The sequence below is a fragment of the Pelagicoccus mobilis genome, from assembly GCF_016595505.1.
Lineage (GTDB): Bacteria > Verrucomicrobiota > Verrucomicrobiia > Opitutales > Opitutaceae > Pelagicoccus > Pelagicoccus mobilis.
In genome coordinates, this window is sequence record NZ_JAENIL010000038.1 from 1 (window position 1) to 24,965 (window position 24,965).

The 24,965-nt window shown below is 51.6% G+C and carries 15 protein-coding genes; 2 read left to right on the top strand and 13 right to left on the bottom strand.

Annotation, left to right across the window (positions count from 1 at the left end; all coding sequences use genetic code 11):
• Positions 1 to 58 precede the first annotated feature (58 nt).
• From JIN87_RS18785 to JIN87_RS18845, 13 genes are all read right to left on the bottom strand, one after another.
• Entirely contained in the window at positions 59 to 2,092 is a 2,034-nt protein-coding gene (locus JIN87_RS18785; RefSeq protein WP_200357150.1) for a sulfatase-like hydrolase/transferase, read from the bottom strand.
• 35 nt (positions 2,093 to 2,127) lie between these two features.
• The gene (locus JIN87_RS18790; RefSeq protein WP_200357151.1) at positions 2,128 to 4,653 is read right to left on the bottom strand and encodes a glycoside hydrolase family 2 protein; all 2,526 of its coding nucleotides are present in this window, start codon (positions 4,651 to 4,653) and stop codon (positions 2,128 to 2,130) included.
• A 19-nt stretch (positions 4,654 to 4,672) separates the two neighbouring features.
• Positions 4,673 to 7,174 carry a glycoside hydrolase family 2 protein gene (locus JIN87_RS18795; RefSeq protein ID WP_200357152.1) on the bottom strand — a complete coding sequence of 834 codons (2,502 nt, stop codon included), beginning with the start codon at positions 7,172 to 7,174 and terminating at the stop codon, positions 4,673 to 4,675.
• Position 7,175: 1 nt separating this feature from the next.
• On the bottom strand, positions 7,176 to 8,648 hold the full coding sequence (locus tag JIN87_RS18800) for a sulfatase family protein (protein ID WP_325176398.1): 1,473 nt from the start codon (positions 8,646 to 8,648) through the stop codon (positions 7,176 to 7,178).
• 9 nt (positions 8,649 to 8,657) lie between these two features.
• Positions 8,658 to 10,607 carry a glycoside hydrolase family 97 protein gene (locus tag JIN87_RS18805; RefSeq protein WP_200357154.1) on the bottom strand — a complete coding sequence of 650 codons (1,950 nt, stop codon included), beginning with the start codon at positions 10,605 to 10,607 and terminating at the stop codon, positions 8,658 to 8,660.
• Between the two features lie 123 nt (positions 10,608 to 10,730).
• Entirely contained in the window at positions 10,731 to 11,831 is a 1,101-nt protein-coding gene (locus tag JIN87_RS18810; RefSeq protein ID WP_200357155.1) for a glycoside hydrolase family protein, read from the bottom strand.
• A gap of 20 nt (positions 11,832 to 11,851) precedes the next feature.
• Complete coding sequence (locus JIN87_RS18815; protein WP_200357156.1) at positions 11,852 to 13,255, bottom strand: sulfatase family protein; 1,404 nt, start codon at positions 13,253 to 13,255, stop codon at positions 11,852 to 11,854.
• A gap of 658 nt (positions 13,256 to 13,913) precedes the next feature.
• The gene (locus JIN87_RS18820) at positions 13,914 to 15,467 is read right to left on the bottom strand and encodes a sulfatase family protein (protein ID WP_200357157.1); all 1,554 of its coding nucleotides are present in this window, start codon (positions 15,465 to 15,467) and stop codon (positions 13,914 to 13,916) included.
• A gap of 3 nt (positions 15,468 to 15,470) precedes the next feature.
• Positions 15,471 to 17,216 (bottom strand): sodium:solute symporter family transporter, encoded by a 1,746-nt coding sequence (locus JIN87_RS18825; protein ID WP_200357158.1) that lies wholly within the window; start codon positions 17,214 to 17,216, stop codon positions 15,471 to 15,473.
• Between the two features lie 6 nt (positions 17,217 to 17,222).
• Complete coding sequence (locus JIN87_RS18830; RefSeq protein ID WP_200357159.1) at positions 17,223 to 18,392, bottom strand: mandelate racemase/muconate lactonizing enzyme family protein; 1,170 nt, start codon at positions 18,390 to 18,392, stop codon at positions 17,223 to 17,225.
• Positions 18,389 to 19,318 (bottom strand): dihydrodipicolinate synthase family protein, encoded by a 930-nt coding sequence (locus JIN87_RS18835; protein WP_200357160.1) that lies wholly within the window; start codon positions 19,316 to 19,318, stop codon positions 18,389 to 18,391. Before JIN87_RS18835 ends, JIN87_RS18830 begins: the two co-directional genes overlap by 4 nt.
• 433 nt (positions 19,319 to 19,751) lie before the next feature.
• Positions 19,752 to 20,840 carry a glycoside hydrolase family protein gene (locus tag JIN87_RS18840; protein ID WP_200357161.1) on the bottom strand — a complete coding sequence of 363 codons (1,089 nt, stop codon included), beginning with the start codon at positions 20,838 to 20,840 and terminating at the stop codon, positions 19,752 to 19,754.
• Positions 20,841 to 20,930: 90 nt separating this feature from the next.
• Complete coding sequence (locus JIN87_RS18845; RefSeq protein ID WP_200357162.1) at positions 20,931 to 22,463, bottom strand: sulfatase family protein; 1,533 nt, start codon at positions 22,461 to 22,463, stop codon at positions 20,931 to 20,933.
• Positions 22,464 to 22,666: 203 nt separating this feature from the next.
• Here JIN87_RS18845 and JIN87_RS18850 point away from each other — a divergent pair, with 203 nt between their 5' ends.
• Positions 22,667 to 23,140, top strand: a complete 474-nt coding sequence (locus tag JIN87_RS18850) for a glycoside hydrolase family protein (protein ID WP_200357163.1) — start codon at positions 22,667 to 22,669, stop codon at positions 23,138 to 23,140.
• A complete protein-coding gene (locus tag JIN87_RS18855; protein ID WP_200357164.1) occupies positions 23,026 to 24,960 on the top strand; it encodes a family 43 glycosylhydrolase in 1,935 nt (644 codons plus the stop codon). The genes JIN87_RS18850 and JIN87_RS18855 overlap by 115 nt, the downstream gene beginning before the upstream one ends.
• Positions 24,961 to 24,965: the final 5 nt, after the last annotated feature.

Sequence of the window (24,965 nt, forward strand, 5' to 3'; positions counted from 1 at the left end):
TGTCCCCAACGACCACCACTCTGGCTATATGGCCGTTGGGGACAACGGCCGCTACCACCTACAACTTCTCGTAGCCAAACTCTAGACGCGGCTTCCCTTCGCTGCCTCTTTGATAGGTAAGCGTATAAGGATGAACACCTGCCTCTAGAAGAATTTCGCCAGAAGTCGCACGCTCACCGTCGAGAACGGATTCATTGTCTACGACTACCGCATCGTGCAAACGAAGGATTGCCCCTGTATCGGAATCGACTGTGAACTCGTAGTTGCCCGACTCAGCGACCTTCACGAAGCCCTTGTACTCGATCACGACGTCATTCTTTCGTGTCCGTACCTTCAAGTCCACGGCCTTGGAACTTCCCTCCTTTACGGGCTTTAGTCCTACAGTCTGTGGAACCCAAGGGAACTCTCCTTCATACACGCTCCAACTGACTTTAGAGTCGTACGCCTTAGCATCTATTCCTGGAACGAGCTCGCCATCGTAAGGACGTTTCGCAGTCGGATTTGGGCGGCGAAGCTGAAGCACACGGTCCTTCATACGCTGCTGGAGCTCTACAAAGTACTCGCTCGACCCATTGAGATCCTTGGATTCATGCGGGTCGTTCCGCAGATCGTAGATTTCGAAGTCGTCAGTATGGCTCTTAATGTTATAGCGAAGCCCCTTGTATCCATCTACAAATACGACCTGCATTTCCTTTCGCTGACGGCCGCGAAAACGCTCTTCGAATTCTGCGTAATTCGGCGTCCGTTGGTTTTGCGTGTACTCGATATATACTGTGCTGTCTTGAGCCTTCCCTTTTCCGCTCAGCGAAGGAAGCAATGAAACGCCATCCGACAAGGCAGGAGCCGCCAAACCGGCAGCTTCGACAAAGGTCGGCATCCAGTCGTGAAATTGCGACTTCCGATCGCTAATGCTACCGACTGGGATCTCGCTAGGCCAACGAGCCAGAGTCGGCATGCGGATTCCACCTTCAAGCGTGTCGCGCTTGATACCATTGAAGGGACCAAAAGAGTCGAATGAATCCGGGTCGTAATTCACATCCTTGATGTAGCTCTCGCTATGAGGACCGTTGTCACTAGAAAAGACGATGAGCGTGTTCTCATCGATTCCTAGGTCTTGCAGGGTCTTCACCAAATCACCGATGGTGGAATCAATGCGACGAACCATGGTCGCAAAGCGCTTTTCCACATCCGACCAGTTCTTTCCCGCATAGTCTGGGTGTATCCAGGAATCGATCTCACCTTCGGCCGTATTGATCATCTTCCCAGGCTTACCCAGCCATTGAACACCGCCATCAAGCCCTCCCCCTTTCGGATAAGGCCCGGTCGGCACCTGTAGAGCCGCATGCGGAGTGCTGTGGGCAAGATACAAGAAGAACGGTTGTTCGGGATTGGCGTCCTTGTGCTCCACAATCCAGTTCTTGGCAAACGCGGTGAAGAGATCCGTCGTGTAGCAAAGCTCCAGATCGGCATGGAGCTCACGGTCATTGTGATACACATGCTTCTTCGTCTGGTGCATTTCATTGTTTCCAATCGGCCACTCGTGAGCCGGATACTGGAGGTGCCCGTCGATGTGCATCACGTATCCAAAAAACTCATCGAAGCCGCGTTTCGTTGGATAAGCGGTCCAGCTATCGAGATCGTAAACGTGCTTCACTCCCCCTTGCAGACCATACTTTCCGACCGCTGCAGTGCGGTACCCAGCCGTTTTAAGAGTTGTTGCCAGCGTGTGCGAATCCGCAAGCGCCTTGTCGAACTGGCTATTGCGGATTGGCTCATGTCCTTGGTGACGGCCTGACAGCAAGGAGGCCCGCGATGGAGCGCAAACAGGAGCCGGACAATAGTGCTGGCGCAACTGCATGCCCTGAGCTGCGAAGCGATCGAGCTCCGGCGTAAAATGGCGTTTATCCTCGGTTCGAGAATTTTGGTAGAATACACCTAAATCACCCCAACCGAGGTCGTCGGTTAGGATGAAAATGATGTTTGGCTGCTTGGGTCCAAGATCTGCCTGAACCGAGGCAACAAATGGACCGAGAATAGCGAGAGCCCATAGGGCTCCCCAAGTGCGTAGGGAATCAAGGGAGGGGTACTTCATAGCTGATTACCCCAAGAACCTAGGACCAAGTGCAGCTATAATTCAACCGAATCTGAAATTCCGTGCGGTCCGATCGCGTTTAATCGTTGAACCTCCAGGGGTACGATCAGCAATCCAGGCACTGAGAGATCAATTCGCTGCGTGTCCCCAGATGAAAGTGTCACCTTGTAAGCTTCAACTTTCTCCTGCTCTCTGAGTCGAATCGCTTTCTTTGTCTCCCCGAGCACAACCCCCAACACTTCCGGAGCCGCCGGAGGCAATCCTCCATCAGGTGTCACTGAAAACTCAGGAGACCACGGGCCGGGCCCTTCAGCCTCGATACGTCGTACTTGACCAAAGTAAGTTTCACCATTCTCAAGGCCTCGAACACGAATCGCCCCAAAGACCTCAGCCTCAATCTTCTCTGAATAGGCCCCTGAACTTGTGCCATATCGAACCTCCAATCCCTTGTCCCCCTCCAGGTTAGTCACTCCAACCATGAAGCTTCGGTCGAGTGGCATAACTTTCCGCACCTCTGGATTCGCCGGTTCAGGAAAAGTCGGCAGGCTTGTGTACGAATCCGTAGTTAAATCATAACGACGTTCCGCCAAGGTATAACCCACCTTGTTGATCAAAGACACAACAAGCTGTTTCGCGTCACTCGATGACCACGAAATCGACTTGGTAATTACATCGCCTTCAGGAGCAATGTCCTCGAGTTCATTCAAAGCCCCCTCGAGGACACGCCCCTTCGCGTCTAGCAACTCATAGGTCCAAGCATAGCCGCGAAGCGTGAACGAGGGAACCTCCTGCTTCCCGCGGGGAGTAATCGTCACCTCCGCGCTCTTTTCATCACGGGCGATCTCAATCGAGCGAACAGGCTGCTGCAGCTCCGCAAAGTGGAAGTATAAAGTTTTCGGATTACGCCAAATATCCATAGCCCCCCAGTCTCGATTCTGACTCGCCGGCGTCTTGGCGTAATAGCTCCGATAATCGTTGTAGGTCCAGTGAGCACCACCGATTACATAATCCTCTTTCCCGAGCCTCTCCCACATGGGAGCGAAGTCCACCATGTGATTGAGCGATTCACTACGAGTCTCACCAAACTCGCTATAGAAGATCGGCAACTGCGGCACATCCTCATGCTGTTTGAGCAACTTCTTGATCTTCTGCTCCGTACTCCCGTAGCCATTGATCATAAGCACATCCACTGGCTCAGCGTAAATCCCCTTGGAGCCTCCTTTTTGCTCATTGCTAAAGCCAAGGTAGTGCACATTCGCATACAAACGCGTCGGATCGAGTTCACGAACGAACGGCTCCATCTCCTCAACGTAATAGCTCGACTCCTGCAGCATTTCATTACCTGGCGACCAACCGATTATCGATGGATGATTCCAGTCCCGCTGAATCATCTCGCGCAGCGCGTTTCCGGGAAATGTGTCTAAAGACTTGCGAGCGTCCTCCCGGCTCCCCATCGGCACACGATAGACCTCGTGCCAAATCGGAATTTCGCACCACAAGAGATAGCCTACCTCGTCACAGTAATCGAGCATATCGGGAGCAACCGGAGCGTGCATGATTCGAGAAAAATTGGCGCCTGAACGCTTCATTCGATCGATGTCCGCACGTACAAGATGTTTCGGTTCCGTGTTGCCGTAGGCACGGTGGTCATGCACGCGATTGTATCCCATAAGGCGGATTTTCTCCCCGTTGAGGTACATACCATCCGTTTTGATGACGACCGAACGTACCCCGAATCGATCCGACAATACATCCAACTCCTCTCCCTTAACCCAGAGACTGGAGCTCAGGTGATAGAGCTGAGGGTCATCGAAATGCCAAGGCCGCACCTGTTCCGTATTCAAAGTGATCTGAGCCGAAAACTCTCGCGTTTCCCCAGCGTCAACAAATCCTGACATACGAAAGCCCGTATCAGGAACCTCTTCAATATCCGCTAACAGGTTAACTCTCTCCCTCGAATTCCCTTTATTTTCGACTGTAACAAGAAGCTTTACTTGAGCAGTGCCAGTTTCCACATCGAGGATCGGCTCGATCTTCTGACGCACTATCCTCAATTGGTCTTTGTTGTATAGGTAAACGCTTCGACTGATACCGCCCCATTGAAACCAAGCACCCAGAACGTGTTCGTTATTGGCTTTCAGTTTAAGTTCGTATCTACCACCTGGTCTCACCAAGTCTGTAACATCAAATTCAAACGGAGTGTATCCACCCGTGTGCTGACCTAGGTATTCACCATCCAACCACACGTCTGCAATGTCATACACCGCATCGAACTTCAGATAGATACGACGTCCTTTCCAACTTTTCGGAACCGTAACCGTCCGCTTGTACCAAGCACTCCCGATGTAGTCAGCATACTCGGTAAAAGTATTCCAACTACCAGGTACCGGCAATACATCCCACTCGTCCGCAGCGGCGGACTCCGGCAAAGCGAAGTCCCAATCACCATCCAAGGATAGTACATCTGAACCTTCTTCGGCCGCAAATGCAGGACAACTTGAAACGACTCCAGCAGCGACGGAAAGCATCGCAAGCAACTTCTTTAAGCTTAACCACTTCATACGAAAACGATTTCTAAATCTATAATTTTGAAAATTCTGAGACTCCATACTCTCCCACGGCTGCAACGCTCTCCGCTGCAAGCGGAACGATCAACAAACCTGGATTCGAGAACTCTATACTGACGACCTCCCCACTGCTCAATGCGACCCTGTAGGCACTCACCTTCTCATCCGCCTTGAACCGAACAGCTTTTTGCGATTCCCCAAGAACCACTCCAAAGATCTCCGGAGCACTCGGAACTAAACCACCATCGGGCACCACCTGGAATTCGGGAGACCATGGTCCTAGACCATTCGCCTCGATCCGTCTTATCTGACCAAAATACTGCCGGCCATTTTCGAGTCCACGAACTCTAATCCCTCCGCGAACGGGAGCGCTCACTACCTGATCTAACCGTCCGCTTGCAGTCCCGTAACGTACTTCCAATCCGGTGTCCCCATCGAGACTGGTTACCCCAACCATAAAGCTACGATCAAGGGGCAAGACCTTCCGCACCTCTGGGTTTTCTGCTGCAGGAAAGCTCGGGAGCGAGAGATACTCTCCTCCAATCAAATCGTACCGTCGTTCCGCGACAGTGTATCCAATTTTACTGACAAGTGAAACAACCAATTCCTTAGCCGATTCGGTCTCCCAGTTAATTGTGTTAACAACAGCCTCACTATCAGGCTCTATGGTGTCTAGACGTCGTAACTGCCCCTCGAGAACTCGCCCTTCTTCGTCCAGGAGCTCATACGTCCATGAGTAGTCTCTTAAAGTGAAGGATGGAATCTCCAACCTTCCCCGCGGAACGATCGATACTGTCGCCGTTTTCCCTGTCTGCTCGATATCGATTGATCGCACAGGTTGTTGAATCTCTGCAAAGTGGTAATAGAGGGTCTTTGGATTCCTCCAAATGTCTACCGCACCCCAATCACGGTTCTGACTATGAGGAGTCGGACTGCGCGTCCAAAGCGAGCGGTAGTCATTGAAAGTCCAATGAGCCCCTCCAATAACGTATTCCTCTTTGCCCAGCCGTTCCCAGAGCGAACGATATTCAACCATATGATTGAGCGACTCGCTGCGGGTCTCACCAAACTCACTGTAGAAGATCGGAAGCTGAGGCACTTTTTCATGATGCGATAACACGTTGTTAATCTTGGTGTCGTGTTTACCGTACTTGTTGATTAACATCACATCGACGCTGTGAGCATCCACTCCCTTCCAGCCCCCTTTGGAGTCGTTGCTGAATCCTTGGTCGTGGATATTCGCATACAACCTTGTTGAATCGAGGTTCAGAACAAACGGTCGCATCTCCTCGACATAGTAACTCGCCTCCTGGCGAAGTTCGTTGCCGGGAGACCATCCGATAATCGACGGGTGGTTCCAGTCACGTTGGATCATTTCTCGCAACGCGGTCCCGGGATAGGACTGGAGCGACTTCTTAGCGTCCTCCCTGCTCCCCATCGGAACGCGATACACTGGCTGCCACATCGGGATCTCGCACCAAAGCAAATAGCCGACTTCATCGCAGTAATCCAATAGCTCCGGAGCAGAGGGAGCATGCATGATACGAGAGAAGTTTGCTCCTGAACGCTTCATCATATCGATATCCGAACGGACGAGATGAAGGGGCTCCGTATTGCCATACGCTCTGTGGTCATGGACACGGTTATACCCCATCAGGCGGACCTTTTCGCCATTTAGATAAAGGCCATCGGGCTTCACAACGATACTACGAATCCCAAAACGATCGGCCAAATAATCAATGGATTCATCATCTGAATACAATGTTGTCTGCAGGTGGTAGAGCTGAGGGTCGTCGAAATGCCAGAGACGAGTTTGCTCGGTATTTAGCGTAACCTGCTGACTGAGCTCTACCTGTTCTCCGCTCTCGACTCGTCCTCTCAATCGCAAGGAAACATCGGGGAGCTCCTCGATATCCGCCTCCAGCTGAACCGAAGCAGCTTCATTCGACCGGTTTTCAACCGTCACGACCAGCCTCAACTGAGTCGTACCCGTTTCTAGATCCAAGATAGGTTCTATCTTCTGTCGGATGATCCTGAGTTCTTCCTTGGCAAAAAGTGACACGCTCCGATTGATCCCACCCCATTGGAACCATGCTCCCACCACGTGTTCGTTGTTTACCTTAACCAATAGCTCCGCCTCTTTTCCCTGATCAACCACCTCAGTCACATCGAACTCAAACGGCGTGTATCCCCCCGTGTGCTGTCCGAGGTATTCGCCGTTGCACCAAACATCCGCGATATCATAAACCGCATCGAACTTAAGATAGATGCGTTTCCCCTTCCAAGAGCGCGGAACCGTGAACGTCCGCTCATACCAAGCATCACCGATGTAATCCGCATACTCGGTAAAGGTGTTCCAACTCGCTGGAACTGGAAGGACATCCCATTCCCCCATCGATTTGAGACTCTTGTCTGCAAACTTCCAATCCCCATCAAGGGACAGGGAAAGTTCGACAGACGATGCAGATTGGATCGTCAACGTGATGAAAATTAGGATACCTGCGATCTTACGCATCTTACTTCTCGAAACTGCTTTCTACCTTCGCTCTCAATTTCAGATATTGCGTCGTCAATTTGTCCGAAGAAGTAGCTCCGTACTTTTTGAGATCCTTGCTGCTCTTCTTTCCATAGTTGGTGAAATAATCCACAACAGCCGGACTATCAGGCTCAAAGCCCTGATCGGACGTTTCGATCTTCCAAGAGGCAAGCTGCCTCCTCATCTCATCTGCAACGTCGGCATATGCAATCTCATCGATGAGATTCGTAGTTTCGAATGGATCCTTCTCTAGATCGTAGAGCTCTTCAGCATCAATTTTTCTCACCAAACGTTCCTGTGCGTCATTTAACAGACCACGCTCACCCATAACATCCAACAGATGATGAGTAGGATGCATCGCCCGGCGATAAGCAGTCGCACAATCGTTTACAGAGCCAGGTTGCTTCGAATTCTCGATGTACTTGTAACGCTTGCTTCGTATCGCCCGACTCCTGCTGTCAATGTTGCCGATTCGATCCACTGCCGTAACAACGTAGTCTCGGTCGACCGCATCAGAACTCAAAAAACTACGCCCTTGCATCCATCCAGGAATCTCCACTCCAGCCATACGGAGCGTTTCCGCAACAAGGTCTACTCCGCTGATCAGTTGGTCGCTGCTTCCCCCCTTTCGAAATCTAGCGGGAGCGTCAAACGAATCTGGATACCAAATTACGAGGGGCACCTGCGTTCCACTATCGTACAACCAATTCTTAGCTCTCATCATCGGACGACCGTGATCGGATAGAAAAACAACAATCGTCGACTCTCTCAGCCCATCTTCCTCGAGCTGTTGCAAAATGCCTCCGACTAATTCGTCTGCTCGATTCACATCCTCCAAGTATCCTGCCCAGTCATCACGTGATATCTCATGGTCCGGATAATACGGGGGAACAACCACCTTAGACGCATCTACCTTAGCCTTAGAAGAGCGAGCAAACGCCCGATGAGACTCCTTCATATTGATCACACCGTAAAACGGCTGCTGCGACACGAGCTCACTCCAATCATGCGTATCCCAGACTTTCTCAGGGCTCTTAAACAACCAGTCGTCCTTACCCATTCCAGCCCCGCGAACGTCCTTTAGGTTTCCTGTTGCGTATCCGGCATCTGAAAGAAGCTGAGGCAATAACCTCACATGATCCGGAAGGTCAGGCATCAACTCCTCAGGATAGCGCATATGAAACGCCCCCAGCGTGGTTTGATAAACTCCAGTCGCTAGAGCTGTACGACTCGGCGAACACGCTGGCCCTGTCGTAAACACATTTTCAAATCTCATCCCCTCTGAAGCGAGAGAATCGATATTGGGTGTATTCACGAGTTGATTACCGTAGCAACCTAAATCAGGTGACATATCCTCCGCAACGATCCAAAGGATATTGGGGCGTTTCAACTTTGAGTCGGAACACCCAATGAACAGCAGAATCGGCAATAGGAGTAATGAGGGATACTTCACGGTACTAACCTATTTTCGAAACACCGCCACGAATCCACCGCCTTCCGCAAGGGATACGTCGATAGACTGGGAAGATTTCACTTTCTTAACCTCTCGTTTAAGAGGAACCGTCGTAGTCCACTGCTTCAGTGTCGCCTTTTGATTAATGCCTAGAGACTTCACATCCGCTGGATCCGCATCTAAGTCGTCACTCAAAATTTCCGCCTGATAGCGCCCTTTTCCGAGGAAACTTAAGTCGAGCGAGTACCCCTTCTGACTGCCTCCATTGACGACGCCCACATACCAATCATCACCTGAACGACGAGCGAAGGCTGAAAGCTCTCCGATCTCACTTCCCTCCAAAACACGAGTCTCATCCCATACTACCGGCATATCTCTGATCACGCCTGCCGCGAGACTCACATTCTTGCCTCGAAGCATCGTTTCAGGGTGCTCTGCATAAGACTGCAGGGCTGAGCTAAACGTTACCAGCGTCCCCAACTGGTGAGCCCAGGTAGTAGGTCCCGGATTGGTAAAAAGGATCGGAGTGTAGTCCGCTTGCCCAACCACAAAACGGGTAAACGACAAAGCGGCATTGTGCGAAGCGGGCAATGGCCCTAGTTTATGCTTATTCACCTCTAACCCACGAATCCCCTCACGTGTCAGCTCATTCGGATACGTTCGCTCTTCCCCCGTGGAAGCGTGACAGCCGTGGAAGTTAATCACCAGCCTTCGCTTCGCCGAGTTTTCAAGGACTGCGATCTCGAAATCGACAAGCTTCTTACTCTCCCCATTCATGAAGTCGATTTTGAGACCAACCACGCCTGCTTCGACCACCTTGTCAAAGTAGTCCCGCATTTGCTGATAGTCGTTAGCAGGGTCGTCGATATCGTTCGAATGAACCCATAGCCAAACGCCGACACCGACTCGCTTCCCATGGTCAGCCAGCTCCTTCATCTTCTGCCATGGCTGGTCCCAGTCCTTCCACCCGTCATCAACGGTTGAATACTCGAACCCGATTTCTGCTGCGAGGTCGATAAACTCATGCTGATCCTCCGGACTACCAAGACCAATTGACTCCCAACTCCAGGCGCTTCTTCCCGGAACGATATAACTCGGGTCCGCAAACAAAGCCGTGTCAGGGGCTGGATTAAGATTATTGATGAAATCGCTGTTCACGAGCTCATTGAGGTCGTCAGCCAGAAGCGTCGCTCTCCAGGGAGTAACAACCGGGCCATCAACGTCGAAGCCTGCATCCCCTTCCGTGAAGTTCGCAACCACTGTGCGATTTCCAACTGCATCCAATCGCATCCCACTGTAATTGTAGGTCGCCGCTTTTGTAAGCACCGCGTAGCCGAGGTCGCCCGGCAGATCACAAACTAAAGGTACTCCTTGTACCGATCCGAAAGGTTCCGGGGTAGCTGTATCCAAGGTTTCAATATCGGATTTCAACCATTCCCCAGCGTAAGATTTGAGCTTCCAGTCTCCTTGTAGACGCTCGAAGTACCAAACCTTCGATCCTCCAATCATCTTCCAACTGGAAGCCTCACCGTCTACATGGTGCGTTTCAAAACCTGGCACGATATACCGGTACGCCACGCCATCGTCGTAAACCCGAAACTCTACTGAATAAACATCGCCACTGGCTTCATGCGTTACTGGATACGTCCAAACCTTGTAGTGGTTGCGAGCATGAGGATCCGTCCCACGCGTCTCGTATGTTTCGTCCACGGACCCGACACGTGGAGCCCCGATGGTCGCACCTTCACCCAGATCCACTCCGTCAATACTGATTCCGAGGCGAGAAGGCTCAACGACCTCATGGCCCTTGAACTCGACACTGTATTGCAGTACGGACGCTCCATCCGTATCGAATTCGACTTCGATGTTTCCACTGGGACTCGTCATCCGCTCCCCAGCATAGTTAATAGTCGCGACAGCAAGACCTGCTACTAGAATCGTTGCGCTTCTGAGTTTCATTTTCGACGTAGGTGGTGCGCCTTCGAGTATGAAGGCTGATATTGTAGTTAGCGTGAAAGGCGCTTCTCGAGAAAAGGGGTACTTCGAGAAAACGCCCGTAAGTTAAAATTCGTCAGACGCGGATCAATCGTAAGTGATCGGGATCTGAACGTTGTAAGACATGCGAACGTTGTTCTCGTCGTATATGTCTCCTGCACAGAGCAAGGCGATGGGTTTGCCATCTTCGATAAAGACCTGTGGGCGCTCGAGATGATCGAGTCGTTCTACCGTTCCATCTTCCCACTCGATCGTACGATCTGAAACGTGGAAATGCTTGGCCGGGTCCCATTGAAAACCATCTTCGGATTGGTAATGTACGAGCGAGAATTCGCGATGCGTCTTACCTGTCTCTTCGTTCTTCAAATGTTGGATACGCTTAACGATCGCGCGATACTTGCCGTCCTGGTGCCAGATGTAGGGGTCCTCAGCTGGGAAACGTTCCCCTGGGACCTTGAACGTCGGCTTGTCATGCTTCACAAAAGGTCCAGTCGGGCTATCCGAGTTAGCGATTCCGTGCAACACCGGCCCACCCTGAGGTAGCGGATACTCCTGGCCAACAATCTTGTAGACCATGAGGAAACCACCATCTGGTCTCTGCACGATAGAAGGATTAGAAGTGCAAAGGGAATCTAAAGCCTCCTTTTCCGGACTGATATCGATGAGAGGTTCATCAAAACGCTTCCATGGACCGTAAGGACTATCCGAGACAGCAACACCAATTCGCTGATTGTTGCGATGATCCCAATTGATGATATGTTTGCCCGGGTAACCAATGATCTTTCCATCCCCCGTATTGCCCATGTAATAGATATAATACTTGTCCCCAAATTTTCTGACAGTGGGGTTATGCGTGCAAAGCCCATCCCAATACTCCTCACCTCGAGGCGGCAGCGCGACATCCTTAAACTCAAAAGGGCCAAATGGACTTTCGGATACCGCATGGGCAATTTCGGAATCAGTCACCCAAGCCCAGCCCTTATCTCTTTCCCAACGGGAATAATACATATGGTAGAGGCCATCATCGCCCTTTACCAGCGAGCCTCCCCAAATACTCCAAGTATCGTCTTCAAACTTCGCGGTCATCGGGATCTTCCCGAACGTTACCTTGTAGTCCTTATCTTCAGTCTCGCTCTGACAGCCAACAAGTGCCAGGCCGAGAGCTAGAGTCGCTAAAACTGCTTTCATCAGGGGTATTAACTATAATCTTATTTTTTGTAGAATGGATGCAGCTCTGAAGATTCAGGCTCTCTGAAAACCCATGGTTTCCATTGCTCGAGTCGCTCCTTCCAGCCTTTTAGCGAACGAGTTGGAAACTCAGCGGACAGGCCACCAAAGCGAAATTCATTGGAAACACCCTGGTCCTTGATACGGGAACGCCACGCGTAGAGCTCGGTGAGAAGTTCGTCCTTTATAGCCGCGTATTCGGGATCTCCTGACAAATTATTTAACTCATACGGATCCTCGCTGAGATCAAACAACTCGAACTCCGGCTTGGACGAAGCAAAAAGTCTCATTTGATCCTCGTTGAGTTTTCCTTCCAGAAAGAGGACATTCATTTCCGCCAGCATCGGGTAGCTATCCTCCTTGTAACCACTATACTGAAGCCAAGGGCGCTCGGGCATCAGATTGTGGATCAACTTAAACCGATCCGTTCTCACGCTACGCATAGCATCGTGAGTTGCTCCCATGCGACCACGCGCCGCGAACATGAACTCACGACCTGAGACCTCGCTGCTTAGAAGGTGTTTACCATGAAGCTCGTGTGGAGCCTCCACTCCTGCCGCATCCAAGATGGTGGCAGTAATATCGATGGTCTGGACCAGTTCCTCGCTCACTTGACCTGGGGCGATTTTTCCTGGCCAGCGTACGATCATGGGAACTTGCAAACCGGGTTCGTAAAGGAACTGCTTCCCGCGGAAGTGACAGCTTCCGTTGTCGCCAATCACAAAGACAATGGTGTTCTCCGCAACGCCCTCGTCATCGAGACGCTTCAAGATTGCCCCGATCTCGCGATCACAAATCTGCATCTGCTCCAAGCCGTTTGCCCAATCTCGGCGATTGAATGGCGTATCCGCATAATAAGGCGGCAGCTCCACATCTTCGATACTGATAGGCCGTATCGTATCCCTTTTCCACTTACGGTGTGTCCCTTGCAGGGTGATCTGAGCGTAAAACGGCTGTCCAGGCTTGCGAGCCGACCAGTCTTTGCGCCCCATGAAGCCGAGGTCATCCGAGAAATTACAATCCGTCTTTCCCGACTGCATGAGCACCGTGTAGTAACCCGCATCACGCAAAAGCGCGGGCATCGGCTTCACCCCATAGGGCAACGGTTTTTTCTGGTCCTTAGACAAACGATGCTGGTGGGCACCGATGTAATTCTGATGGAATCCGGTGATCATCGCCGAGCGGGAGGTCGAGCAAACCGGAGAAGTTCCCCAAGCATTTTTGTAGAGGACGCCTTCGGCAGCAAGCTGGTCGCAGTGCGGCGTCTCCACTCCCTTGGTACCGTAACACCCCATGTCCGGGCCCCAGTCCTCTAGCATGATCCAAACGAAGTTGGGGCGCTCCGAAGACGCATTGAGAAGCGCTCCCGTTGCAAAGATGCTCAAAAAGCAGGCAACGATAGACTTCGACCAGATAGAAATACTCTCTCTTTTCATTAAATTTTTGGGATCAACACCACACTAGGGGAATCAGCAAGAAGCCGTTTTTGCACGCAGCCCCAAGCGTACGAAGCTTCACAATTGCCCCCTCTTGAATCCAACCTACGCATCGTCAACAGTTGACCAGTTTTTACCCTCTTACAACCCTCTTAGAGCAAAACGGTTAAATCCCCAAACAGCTAAACTACAATAATATGCAAATGAACAAGTCCTTTTGATACGCGCCTGATTTTTAAGATTAAGGTACATCATGATTCTGAGCGGAAGACGCTGATCGAGAATAGCAGCAGAACTTGGCTGGCCTTCAATGCCACCCGACACACCAACTCCCCCCAAAAAGTTCATCGCCATTTTGCGGGGAGAGTTTCCTCCTTACGGAATCTACTGTAGGAAGAGCCCTTGTTCTTATTGCGCAGTTTCATGTCGAACGTTCGACATAAAACTGCGCACACTCACCTTTCACAATACACCATTGTAATAGACGAAACAGCCCGACAACACTCCTAGCGGACACTATCAAGTTGTCGCTTGCCAAACTAAGCCATTCTTTCCGCCGAAGATCATTTCTTGCCCTAACGCCAACGACCGACTCCACTCGCATGCTCTACCGGGACATCCACTCTAGCTGTTCCCAGCGGGCATCCCCATCATTTCGCTGCTTCGCGCCACGAGTGCTTCTACCAGCGTCAACATACTCTTCCAGAAGCGCCTTAAGCTCCGTAACTCGTTCAGGATGCTTTGAGTAGAGATTCAAGGTCTCACCTGGGTCTTTCGCGAGATTGTATAACTGAAAACGCGGAAGCCCCGCCATCTCGTCTGCCGTCTTTGGATAGGCCCAACCGCCGGAGCCCGGCCACAATACGAGTTTCCAATCTCCTTTCCGAATCGCGAACCGTCCATCGCTTGAGTGCACGACTGTCGCTACTCTCTTCTCAGTATCCATCTTACCACCACGCAATACTGGCAAGAAGCTGAGGCTATCTTCAGCCTCTTGATCAGAGAGAGTTACCGAGCGTAGCTCTGCAAAGGTTGCCATAAAATCCACCGTCGAAATCGTCTCCGAACTTAGACTTCCCGCTTCCACTTCGCCCGGCCAGCTTACGATAAATGGGACACGGTGCCCGCCTTCATAAATGTCGAACTTCTTGCCGCGATAAATGTAGCTCCCCTTCTGCCCAGCCAACGGCAGCTCGTCATCGTCAAAATCCGCTCTCGGCAACTGCCCATTGTCGCTTGTGAATACGATAAGCGTTTTCCGCAAACGAGGGTCGCTCTCCACCGCCTGCAGAACTTGCCCCACCATATCGTCTACCATCAGGACGAAGTCCCCGTATGCGTTCGTATTGCTTTTTCCGATATACTCTGAGGGCGGGATAATCGGAGCATGAGGAGCAGTCATGGCGAAGTACAAGAAGAACGGCTGATTCTCGCTCGCTTTTTCCTCGATGTAGGACACTGCTCGCCTTGTCAGCTCTGGAAGAACATCTACATGCTTAAAGTCAGTGCCTATCGGCCCCTTTCGCCAAAAGGCCTTCTCGTCGTAATTCACAGACGTTGCCTCAGGAATCGAGGTAGGCATTCCATTTTCGACGTAAACGAACGGAGGGGAAGACAAGGAAGCCATCAAGCCGAACGAATAGTTAAACCCATTCTCCTTCGGTCCAGAGCTCACCGGTTTCGAGAAATCGATTTTCGGAAAACGGCCTTCTTCGATGGCAAGCTCACGATCTTCAAGATAATGCCAATTCCAGCCGAGATGCCACTTTCCGATAAGAGCGGTCTCGTATCCGTTTTCAGACAACATTTCTGGCATCGTCAGACGTTCGTCGGCGATTAAAGGCCGCGAATACCCATTGAATCCACTGCTCTTCAAGCGGGTGCGCCAAGCATAGCGGCCCGTCATGATGCCATAACGTGTCGGCGTACACAGTGCGGCGTTCGAATGGGCATCCGTAAATCGCATTCCACTGGCTGCCAGGCGATCGATATGCGGCGTCTCCCAGGCTGAGCTTTCATTATAGGCTGAAACATCACCGATTCCTAAATCATCGGCCAAGATGATAATGATGTTCGGAGCCTCATTCGCTTCCGCAATTGCCTCGGAACGCAGAACCAGCAGCGCACAAACGACAAAACCTAACAAATTCAGGAACTTCATAAATTAAGCGGCAATTCTCTCGCTTGACTTCGAAGACTTCTCATCCGCGCGTCGCAAGAAATAGTAGACAACACCAGCCAAGGCCAGAACCACGAGCGAGAATGAGAGTAGAATTCCAGCGTCATCTTCGCTGACCAGAGCCAGGATTCCCATAACGACGGAAATCATCAGCATGGAGATCACCACCATCTTTCCAGGTAAGGTGGACGCCTTAACTCTCTCGTGCTCTCTGAAGTTTTTCTTGAACTCCATCACACGTCCCCATCCGGCGTGTTCCTTCTGTCCCGTGATTTCCAGGAAGCTTAGAATCAGCAAGGGAGCAGCGATGCCTGCTAACAAGTCAACAATACGGGAGTTTCCTGCGATCCAATCAACAAGCCAGCTCAAGGCCTGAACATCCGTCAAAAATCCATCCCGCGAAAGTCCGAACTTGATCAAGAATGCGGATACAAACCCCACAGAAACCGTTATCCAGATCGCTTTCGGGTCGATCTTCTTAGAGAACAAGCCCCAAAGCGTCGGCAACAACATCGGTCCCGAGAGCAAGGTGTTAATATCAATAATGAAGCTAGTGTACCCGTAACGTGGAATCAGAAGCGTGCCCGCAATTACAATACAGCCAAGGATCACTGTAACAAGACGTCCTATTGCCACAAGGCGTCGCTCGGAAGCATCCTTGTTAATCACTCGATGATAAACTTCAGTCGTGAACGCGCCCGCAAAGACATTCAATCTCGTAGTCGCCATACTTGCAGTCGCCGAAGCCATCGCCGCAACCATCAAGCCCATCATACCGGCAGGAAGCACGAGTTGGCAGGAAAGTATGTAAGCCTGCTCTGGGTCAACTCCCTCGTTGAGCACTCGGTATACAAGCGGAGGAATCATCCAAATGACTGGACTCACCAGATAAAGGACACCGACGAGGTAGGCTGACTTCTTTGCGTCCTTAGCTGTGGGCACACAGAGGTAACGTTGTACGAAGGTCCACTCGCCGCTGAGATTGAAGAAATTCACCAACATCCAACCAATAATGAACCACCAGGAAAAATCCGCCGCCACGGGGTGCAGAAATCCCTCAGGAGTTTGACTGATAAACGAGCCCCAGCCACCAGCTTCGCCCAAAATGAGTGGCACAACAAAGATGACAGATATCGTAAGGATGACGAACTGCAGCACGTCCGTCATCAATACAGCCCATAAACCGCCAACGAACGTGATGATGATTACCATCACGCACAAGGCTATCGATACGAGCGACACTGACAGATGCCCAGTTGATGGATCAGCGAGAAAGTGGCCAGCAGGCAAAGGCATCAATGTACATACAATCTTCGATAGAGCGTATACCGAACCACCCATTTGAAACAATTGAATCGTTCCCTTGTACCAAGTGTAGAATTGCACGACCGAACCACCAAAGCGCATCTGCAAAAACTCTGGAGCTGAGTCGACGCCAAGCTTCTTCCAATAGCCTGCGACAAACCGCCCAACTAGTATGGCTGCAACTCCGTATCCAAGATTAATGACAATCGCAACGACACCGTAGCGATAGGCGATCCCGCCCCAGATGACAAACGTTCCCGCCGAAAACATGGTCATGAATCCAGAAAGCCCGGAAACCCACCAAGGAGATTGACCTCCAGCTGAGAACATCTCCTTGGAGTTCTTCATGCGGCTGGCGAACACCATGCCAGCCGCCACGATCCCTAGAACATAAAGAAAGACAACGAGGTAGTCGATAGTCTGCATAGTAAGCTACTTCTCGAGCTTGGAAATGGTTTCCTCCGTCGGCTCTAAACCAATCCCAGGAGTATCGCTAATTCGGAACATTCCTTCTTCGCAAACAACACCATTCGTCACCAAACTGGAACTACGTTTCAAGACAGTATGCTGAAACTCGTGACCGACCACATTCTCTAGAGCAGAACTTGCCTGTAAACTGGCAGCCAAGAACACACCAGATCCAATCGTAGCGTGAGGGAGGATCTTGAGATTTCGGCTCTGGGCAGCCTGCCCTATTCTCATAAATTGCGTGATTCCGGTATGCCCCATCTCAGGCTGAACAATGTCCACTCCTTGAGCATCAATTCGTAGTTGTGCGTCGTATACGGTACGCCACTCCTCACCAACACCGATTGGGCAACCGACACCCGCTGCGACTCGAGCAAGTCCCTTAACATCCTCTGGATCAACAGGAGCTTCCGCGAACCAGAGCCCATAGGGTTCCATGCTTTTGATCTTAGCGATGGCTTCAGCCGAAGAATTCGTCCAGTGCATATCGCAGGCAATTTTCGCATCTTTTCCAAGAGTCGTCCGGAGTGAATCCATCTCCTGCCCGAGATCCTCATCAGCCTGTGGTGCTGCGAACTTGAAACGGTTGAATCCCTTTTCCTGCCACGACTTAGCCAACCCAGCACGCTCCTCCAAGGTCGCTCCAGGTAAACCGGATACATAGCCAGAGACCTCGTCGTGACGCCGACCTCCCAAGAGCTTCGCAACAGGGAGTCCAGCGACCTTTCCTGCAGCGTCCCAGAGGGCGATATCGATGGCGGCAAGGGCATCAAGATAGAAGCCTCCATTGTATCCACGGACCCGCATCATGTTGTACAAGTCTTCGTGAATCACAGCTGCATCAAAAGGATCACGTCCAATAACAAAGTCAGCCAGAAAATCATCGATGAGAGCCATCGTGGCACGCGGAGCTACGAGTCCATAGGTTTCACCCCAAGCAACAATTCCATCCGTCGTCTCTAGGCGAAGTAAAATCGACCGGTCAACGGTTGGGTAAACGGTGCGATTCCCTTTCCTTACAAAGTACCCACGAGCATTTTCGCTCTCCCCCGACTTTTGATCTCCGAGGTACAGAGTTTCCCCATCTCGAGGGAGTGTTAAGGTGTAGGTTTCGATTTTGGCAACACGGCTCATACTTTACTTTCTTCCAATCGAGAAATTTCGAACAAATCACTCAGGCTCTCCAACTGCACAGCGATCTCAGCCCTATCGTAGGAGTCGAAGCCCGGTAAGGGAGCCCGCACGATCGAGTTGCTCAAAACGCCACGCTCCGTTAGCACATACTTGGTCAAGCGCATCCGGTAGATGGTCTGTATAACGAGAAGCGGTAGGCTGCGCATGTAGAGGCTTCGGGTAAGGGTCATATCCGCTCCCACATGAGCGTTCCACATTTTCACATGTAGATCCGTAATTTCCGCAGCCGGCATCGCAGCGATGGCGCCTCGATTCATTTCATCGATAAGGTAGCGAGCACCGCCGCCCCCAATAACTCCCGTAAGGTGATTCGGAGCAGAAGCGAGCACCTCGGTGATCCGAGGACCAGAAGGAAGGGCTTCCTCCTTAACGTAGTTGATTTCTGGACACTCTTCTACGATTCGCAACAAATCCTTGGCATCGAGCCCCGCACCGATCGGGGTCGGAGCATTTTGCAGGACGAAACTAACCCCATCCGTGCCGCTAATCACGGACTTAACAAAGTCTAAAGCTCCAGACACGTCGCCTGAAAACTGAGCGGGAATCAGCAGCATCGCAGCGGAGGCACCTAAGCTTTGGGCACGCCCAATGTTCTCGCTAATGACTTCAGGTGTTCCCTTACCACCGCCGCAAACCACCGGGACTTTTCCCTCGGCAGTTCTACAAACGACTTCCAGAAGCTCATCGCGTTCGGAGCGTTCTAGAAAGTCGTACTCGCTCGCGACTCCTGGGAACACCAGAGCATTCGCTCCGGCTTCTAGACAAAACTGGGCCACGCGTTCCATCGCGGAGTAATCGACAACACCGCTCTCATTGAATGGAGTCGGTAAAACGGGCAAAATGCCTTGCAAGGCAGAAGAATTCATAGGTTCGGCGCTAGGGGTAAAAATTTGACCAAGCTTCGAGTGTATGAAGTGCGGGCTGCTCTCCCCAGAACAGCCCGCCGAACTACATACCTGTTGCCCTACAGGACCCGGCAAGGATCCTTAGATCAAAATTTTGAATACGATTTGAAGGGGTAAAAATTGGAATAGGTAGATCTCAATCAGATCCTCCTTAACTAAGGCTCCGAATAAGCCCGCTGACAACCACCCAATACGTCAACAGTTGACTTCGTTTGACTAAACCAAACGACCGTTGGCTTCTGCCGGATCGAATAAGGGATGATGATAGCTTCGCTAGCAGCGATGCTCCGCAACACGATCAATCGTAGAGCCACTTCTGCTCAGCTAGATTCTGTCCAATCCTGCTCGCCGCAGGCGATCATGCAGGCCAAAGGCCGTATCATCATCACCCCCCCTACTCGATCGGGACCTGCACGTTGAACGATTGCAGAACCCCTTTCTCGTCAAGGACATCAGAGGCGCAAAGCAAAGCCACTGGTTTGCCATTCTCCAGATACAACTGAGGACGCTCTAGATGCTTCACCTTCTGTACATTCCCATCCGCCCAGTTGATCTTCAAATCTGACACGAGCGGGTTCTCCGCTAGATTCCAATCAAAACCATCCTCCGAATCGAACAAAACCAAAGACTGCCCCGCATCGGTAAACGCGCCATGCATGTCCTTCACGATGGCTCTGTACTTGCCGTCTTGATACCAAATAAAGGGATCCTCCGCCGGGAACTCATGCCCCTTCGCTTCAAACACGGGCTTGTCGTATTTCACGAAGGGACCAGTCGGACTATCGGATGTAGCAACACAATGCACTACAGGCCCGCCGGAGATGCGCTTGATCTTCTTGCCGACCGCCTTGTAAACCATCAGGTACCCACCGTCAGGACGCTTGGTGACCGAGGGATTACTAACCATCAAGGCATCAAGCGAATCGTCTCCTTCGCTCACATCAATTAGCGGCACATCAGAGCGCGTCCATGGGCCATTTGGGCTGTCCGCAACGGCGACTCCGATTCTCTGGTTGTTTCGGTGGGTCCAGTTGAGCTTCACATTTCCGGGCTCCCCCACGACCTTCCCGTCTCCCGTATTGCCCATGTAGTAAAGGTAGTACTTTCCATCGAACTCGTGCACAGTCGGATTGTGAGTACACAGGCCATCCCAATACTCGGCTCCTCGAATCGGCAGCGCCACATCCTTGTGCTCAAAGGGTCCAAACGGACTTTTCGAAACCGCATGGGCAATCTCGGAATGCGTCACCCAAGCCCAGCCCAAGGCCTTATCCCAGCGAGAATAGAACATGTGGTACAGACCATCCTTTCCCTTCACGAGGGAACCGCCCCATATGCTCTTCTCCTCGCTTTCGAATTTCGCAGTCAACGGAGGCTTGCCCAAATCCAGCGAAAAGGGTTCGTCCACTTTATCTTGGGTGCTACACGCAGTCATTAGAAGTGCGGCACAAGCGATGCCGACGGATTTTAGGGGTAGGTTCATAAAGGTAATCGAGAAATTGCAGGTCGCCCCGCCAAGGCGACTAGGGCCGGCTTCTTGAAGGCAGGTCAACGCCCTGCCCTACAAAGTAAATTAGGCATCCTTCACATCGTACTGCACTTTAAGGCGATCGAGCTCAGCCTTCATCTTTTTAATGCGTTTCGTGTATTCGGGGTTCTCGTACAAATTGTTAAGTTCCGATGGATCGTTCTTCAAATCGTAGAGTTCCCACTCCTCACCGTTGGGCACATCTGGACCATAGAATCGTATCAACTTAAAACGTTTCCCCGCGACCCCCTCATGACGACGCACGCTATGGGCACCTGGATACTCGTAGTAATGATAGTAGAGGGACTCTCGCCAATCCTTCGGCGTCTTCCCCTTCAGCAGCGGAACCACGCTACGCCCCTGCATATCTGCTGGAATTTCCGCTCCTGCGATATCGAGAAACGTCTCTGCAAAGTCGATGTTCTGTACCAAGTCCTTATTGACTGAGCCAGCCTTAACCGTACCCGGCCACTTCACGATGAACGGCGTACGAAAACTCTCCTCGTACATGAAACGCTTATCAAACCAGCCGTGTTCCCCCATGTAGAATCCCTGGTCCGACGCATACATCACGATCGTATTTTCAGCGAGGCCTGACTCTTCAAGGTAGTCGAGCAGACGCCCAATATTCTCATCCACGGAGTGGATACAACGAAGATAATCCTTCAGGTAAGTCTGATACTTGTGGCGGACCAGATCCTTGCCTTGCGGATTCAATCGCTTGAATTCTTCGCGTCGCTTGTCGAAGCGATCATCTAGACTCTTTTGAATACGACGATGGTGCTCGCTCGGATTTTTTCCTGTAGCGAACAGTTCCCAGTTCAGCTTTAGGTCACGATGCAGGTTCATACTCTTGTCGATGCTCAAGTCCTGTTCGTGGGCAGCAACCCCTCGTGTTGAATAGTCATCGAAAAGCGTGTCCGGCTCAGGGATCGTGACATCCTCAAACATATCGATATGCTCCCGTTTCGGAATCCAAGCCCGATGCGGAGCCTTATGATGGACCATCAACATGAAAGGCTTGCTCGTATCACGCTTCCCATCGAGCCACTTCAAAGCCTGATCCGTGATGATATCCGTAGTGTAACCTTCGTAACTCTTGGCCCCCTCGTCACTGAAGAACGTCGGGTTCTCGTACTGCCCCTGCCCTTTGAGAACTTCCCAATAATCGAACCCCTGCATCTTCCCGTTCAAATGGATTTTGCCAACCATGGCGGTTTGGTAACCTACCGTTTGCAGGACCTTCTGGAATTGCTGCTGATCGTGGTTAAACGGCACTTTGTTGTCTATCTTCCCGTGCTTGTGGCTCAGCTTTCCAGTCAACAAAGCAGCCCGACTCGGGGCACAAATCGAGTTTTCTACGTAACAACGGTCAAAGCGCATTCCCTCCGCAGCCAGCCGATCCAGATTCGGCGTCGGTGTGATGTCTTTCAGCCTCCCGCCATACGCTCCTATCGTCTGATAGGAGTGGTCATCCGTGAATATCCAGAGAATATTCGGACGCGCGTCGACAGCGGACAAACTGCTCACAAGAGCCGCCGCGAAGGATAGCAAAACTACAATTTTGGGGGTATTCATCATGTTAAGGTCCAGTCTGAACAGTACTCGCGAAACGAACACCCTGATCAGCCCTAAAACAGTACATTGACGCTTCAACCATCACTTCCCGCCCCCCACAACGCCACGACTGCTCAACGGTTGACCAAGCCTTCATTGGTAAAATTGTGTTTTGCATGCAAACCTATGCATCGGATTAGAAACCCCAATCTGCTACTCTAACTATGACTATCAAATCTCTCTCGCTATTGGCTGCGACTCTCTGGTTCTCAATCAGTCCGTCTGTCGCCCAAGACTTCAATTTCCAAGAGATTCTTCCTGAGCACTTCGACAAGGCGAACATCATCGAGGAGGAAGACTATAACGTTTGGGGAACTAACATCCTAAAGGGCAAGGACGGGAAGTACCACGCAATCTATTCTCGCTGGCCAAAGGGTCGCGGGCACCACGGTTGGGTAACCCACTCCGAAATAGCACACGCTGTATCCGACAAGCTTACAGGTCCATACGTGTTCAAGAATTTAGTACTTCCCGCTCGCGGCAAGGACTTCTGGGACGGCGACTGCACTCACAACCCCACGTCATGGAGTACAATGGAAAGTACTATCTATACCACATGGGCAACCGCGGCAGCGGTCATTGGGACAAGACTCCAGACGATCACATGCCATCGATTAAGCACGAAGAGTGGTGGGTGAACCGCAATAATCAGCGTATCGGTCTTGCGGTTACGGATGACCTAAATGGTGAATGGAAGCGCCTCGACGAGCCGTTCATCGACATCAAACCAGGCAGACGTATGGTCTCCACCCCTACCGTATCCCGCCGCACCGACGGGAAGTTCCTCATGGCCTACAAGTACGTTGAGGACGATGACTCTATGAAGGGCGGACGCGTCATTCATGTCACTGCAGTTTCTCGCTCCCCAGAAGGTCCCTTCGTCGATACGAACATCCCCTTTATCACGCACCCAACCGCCAGTTTCGCAATCGACGATCATGTCGAGTGGGTCTTCAACGGAAACTACTACTGCATCGCCAAAGACTCGCGCGGAGCGTGGAGCGACTATCCGGACGGCTCCACTATGCTCTTCGAGTCAACCGACATGGGTCTCGAGTGGAAACCTTCAGACAACTTCCTAGCGATCAAAGCAGGCGAGATAAAGTGGACTGATGGGACTTCGACCAAGACCCACAGAACGGCGGATATGCCGAAGTTCTACATGGAGAACGGACTCCCGAAAGCCTTGATAATCGCGGTCTTGCCAAAGGGTGAAGAGGACTCCTTCGCGGTAATCGTTCCCCTCAAAACCCCAAAACCAAAGACAAAGACCTTTCCCTACCAATTAACCGAATACAGTAAGCAGCGCCCGCTTAGCGCGGCAACTGACAGAGCACTCAATCAGTTTCCGACTCCGCTCAACGCCGAGAACGAACTGTATTCTCAGTTTAGATACACGAAAATCGAGGGACTCGACTACGCGGGCGGCGATGGCACGGTCTCACGGCGTGACCCGTCCAAAGTCATTCTCGAAAACGGGAAGTACTACATGTGGTACACCAAACGTGACACTCCTGTGCCGCCGATCGGAGCGAGCAGAGCCGCCCAAGCCACCGACACCATCCCTGCCACCGACTGGGACCTAGCCGACATCTTCTACGCCACCAGTAAGGATGGATTCACCTGGGAGGAACAAGGTCTTGCCGTTCCACGCCCTGCCAAACCAACTCCTGGCTGGAGAGCCATCGCCACTCCGGACATCCTTAAGTGGAAGGGCAAGTTCTACCTCTATTATCAGACCTTCGATGAACCGAGCGGTCTACGCGGCGACTACTGCAGCATCGGAGTCGCCTACGCTGACTCACCTGATGGCCCTTGGACCCACGCCGAGAAGCTAGCTGTACCTACTGGAGCGAAAGGCGAATGGGATCAGTTCGCAGTACAAGACCCCACCCCGCTTGATAAAGACGGAAAGGTCTACCTCTACTATAAGGCCGCCTTCAATCGTCCTGGCACTGTTTGGAGCGGCATCGGACTCGCCACGGCATCTGATCCACTCGGTCCTTTCGAGAAACATGAGCTCAATCCCATCCAGAACTCCGGACACGAGATTTGCTTCTTCCCCTTCAAGGAAGGCCTCGCCTCACTTGTCATCCGCGACGGACCTGAACACTTCACCATCCAATACGCCGAAGATTGGGTAAACTTCGAGATCAAGGCCATCACCGAGATGATGCCGATAGGTCCAAACGGATACATTCCAGACGCCTTCACTGACAGCAAAAACGGCCGCGGCATCACCTGGGGCGTCTGCCACTTCCGTAACGTCCGAGGACCAACTGGCAAGTTCCACTCAGAGATTGCCCGCTTCGATTGCGACCTAAGCCTCGATCTCCACGATCCAAGTCTGAAATACCACAACTACCTCTGGAAACCCGAAGATTACTACCGCTGGGGTCTCAGCAAGGAACAGAAGAAACGTATCCAAGAAACCAATCAGAAGTTAACAGGAAACTAAGGTCT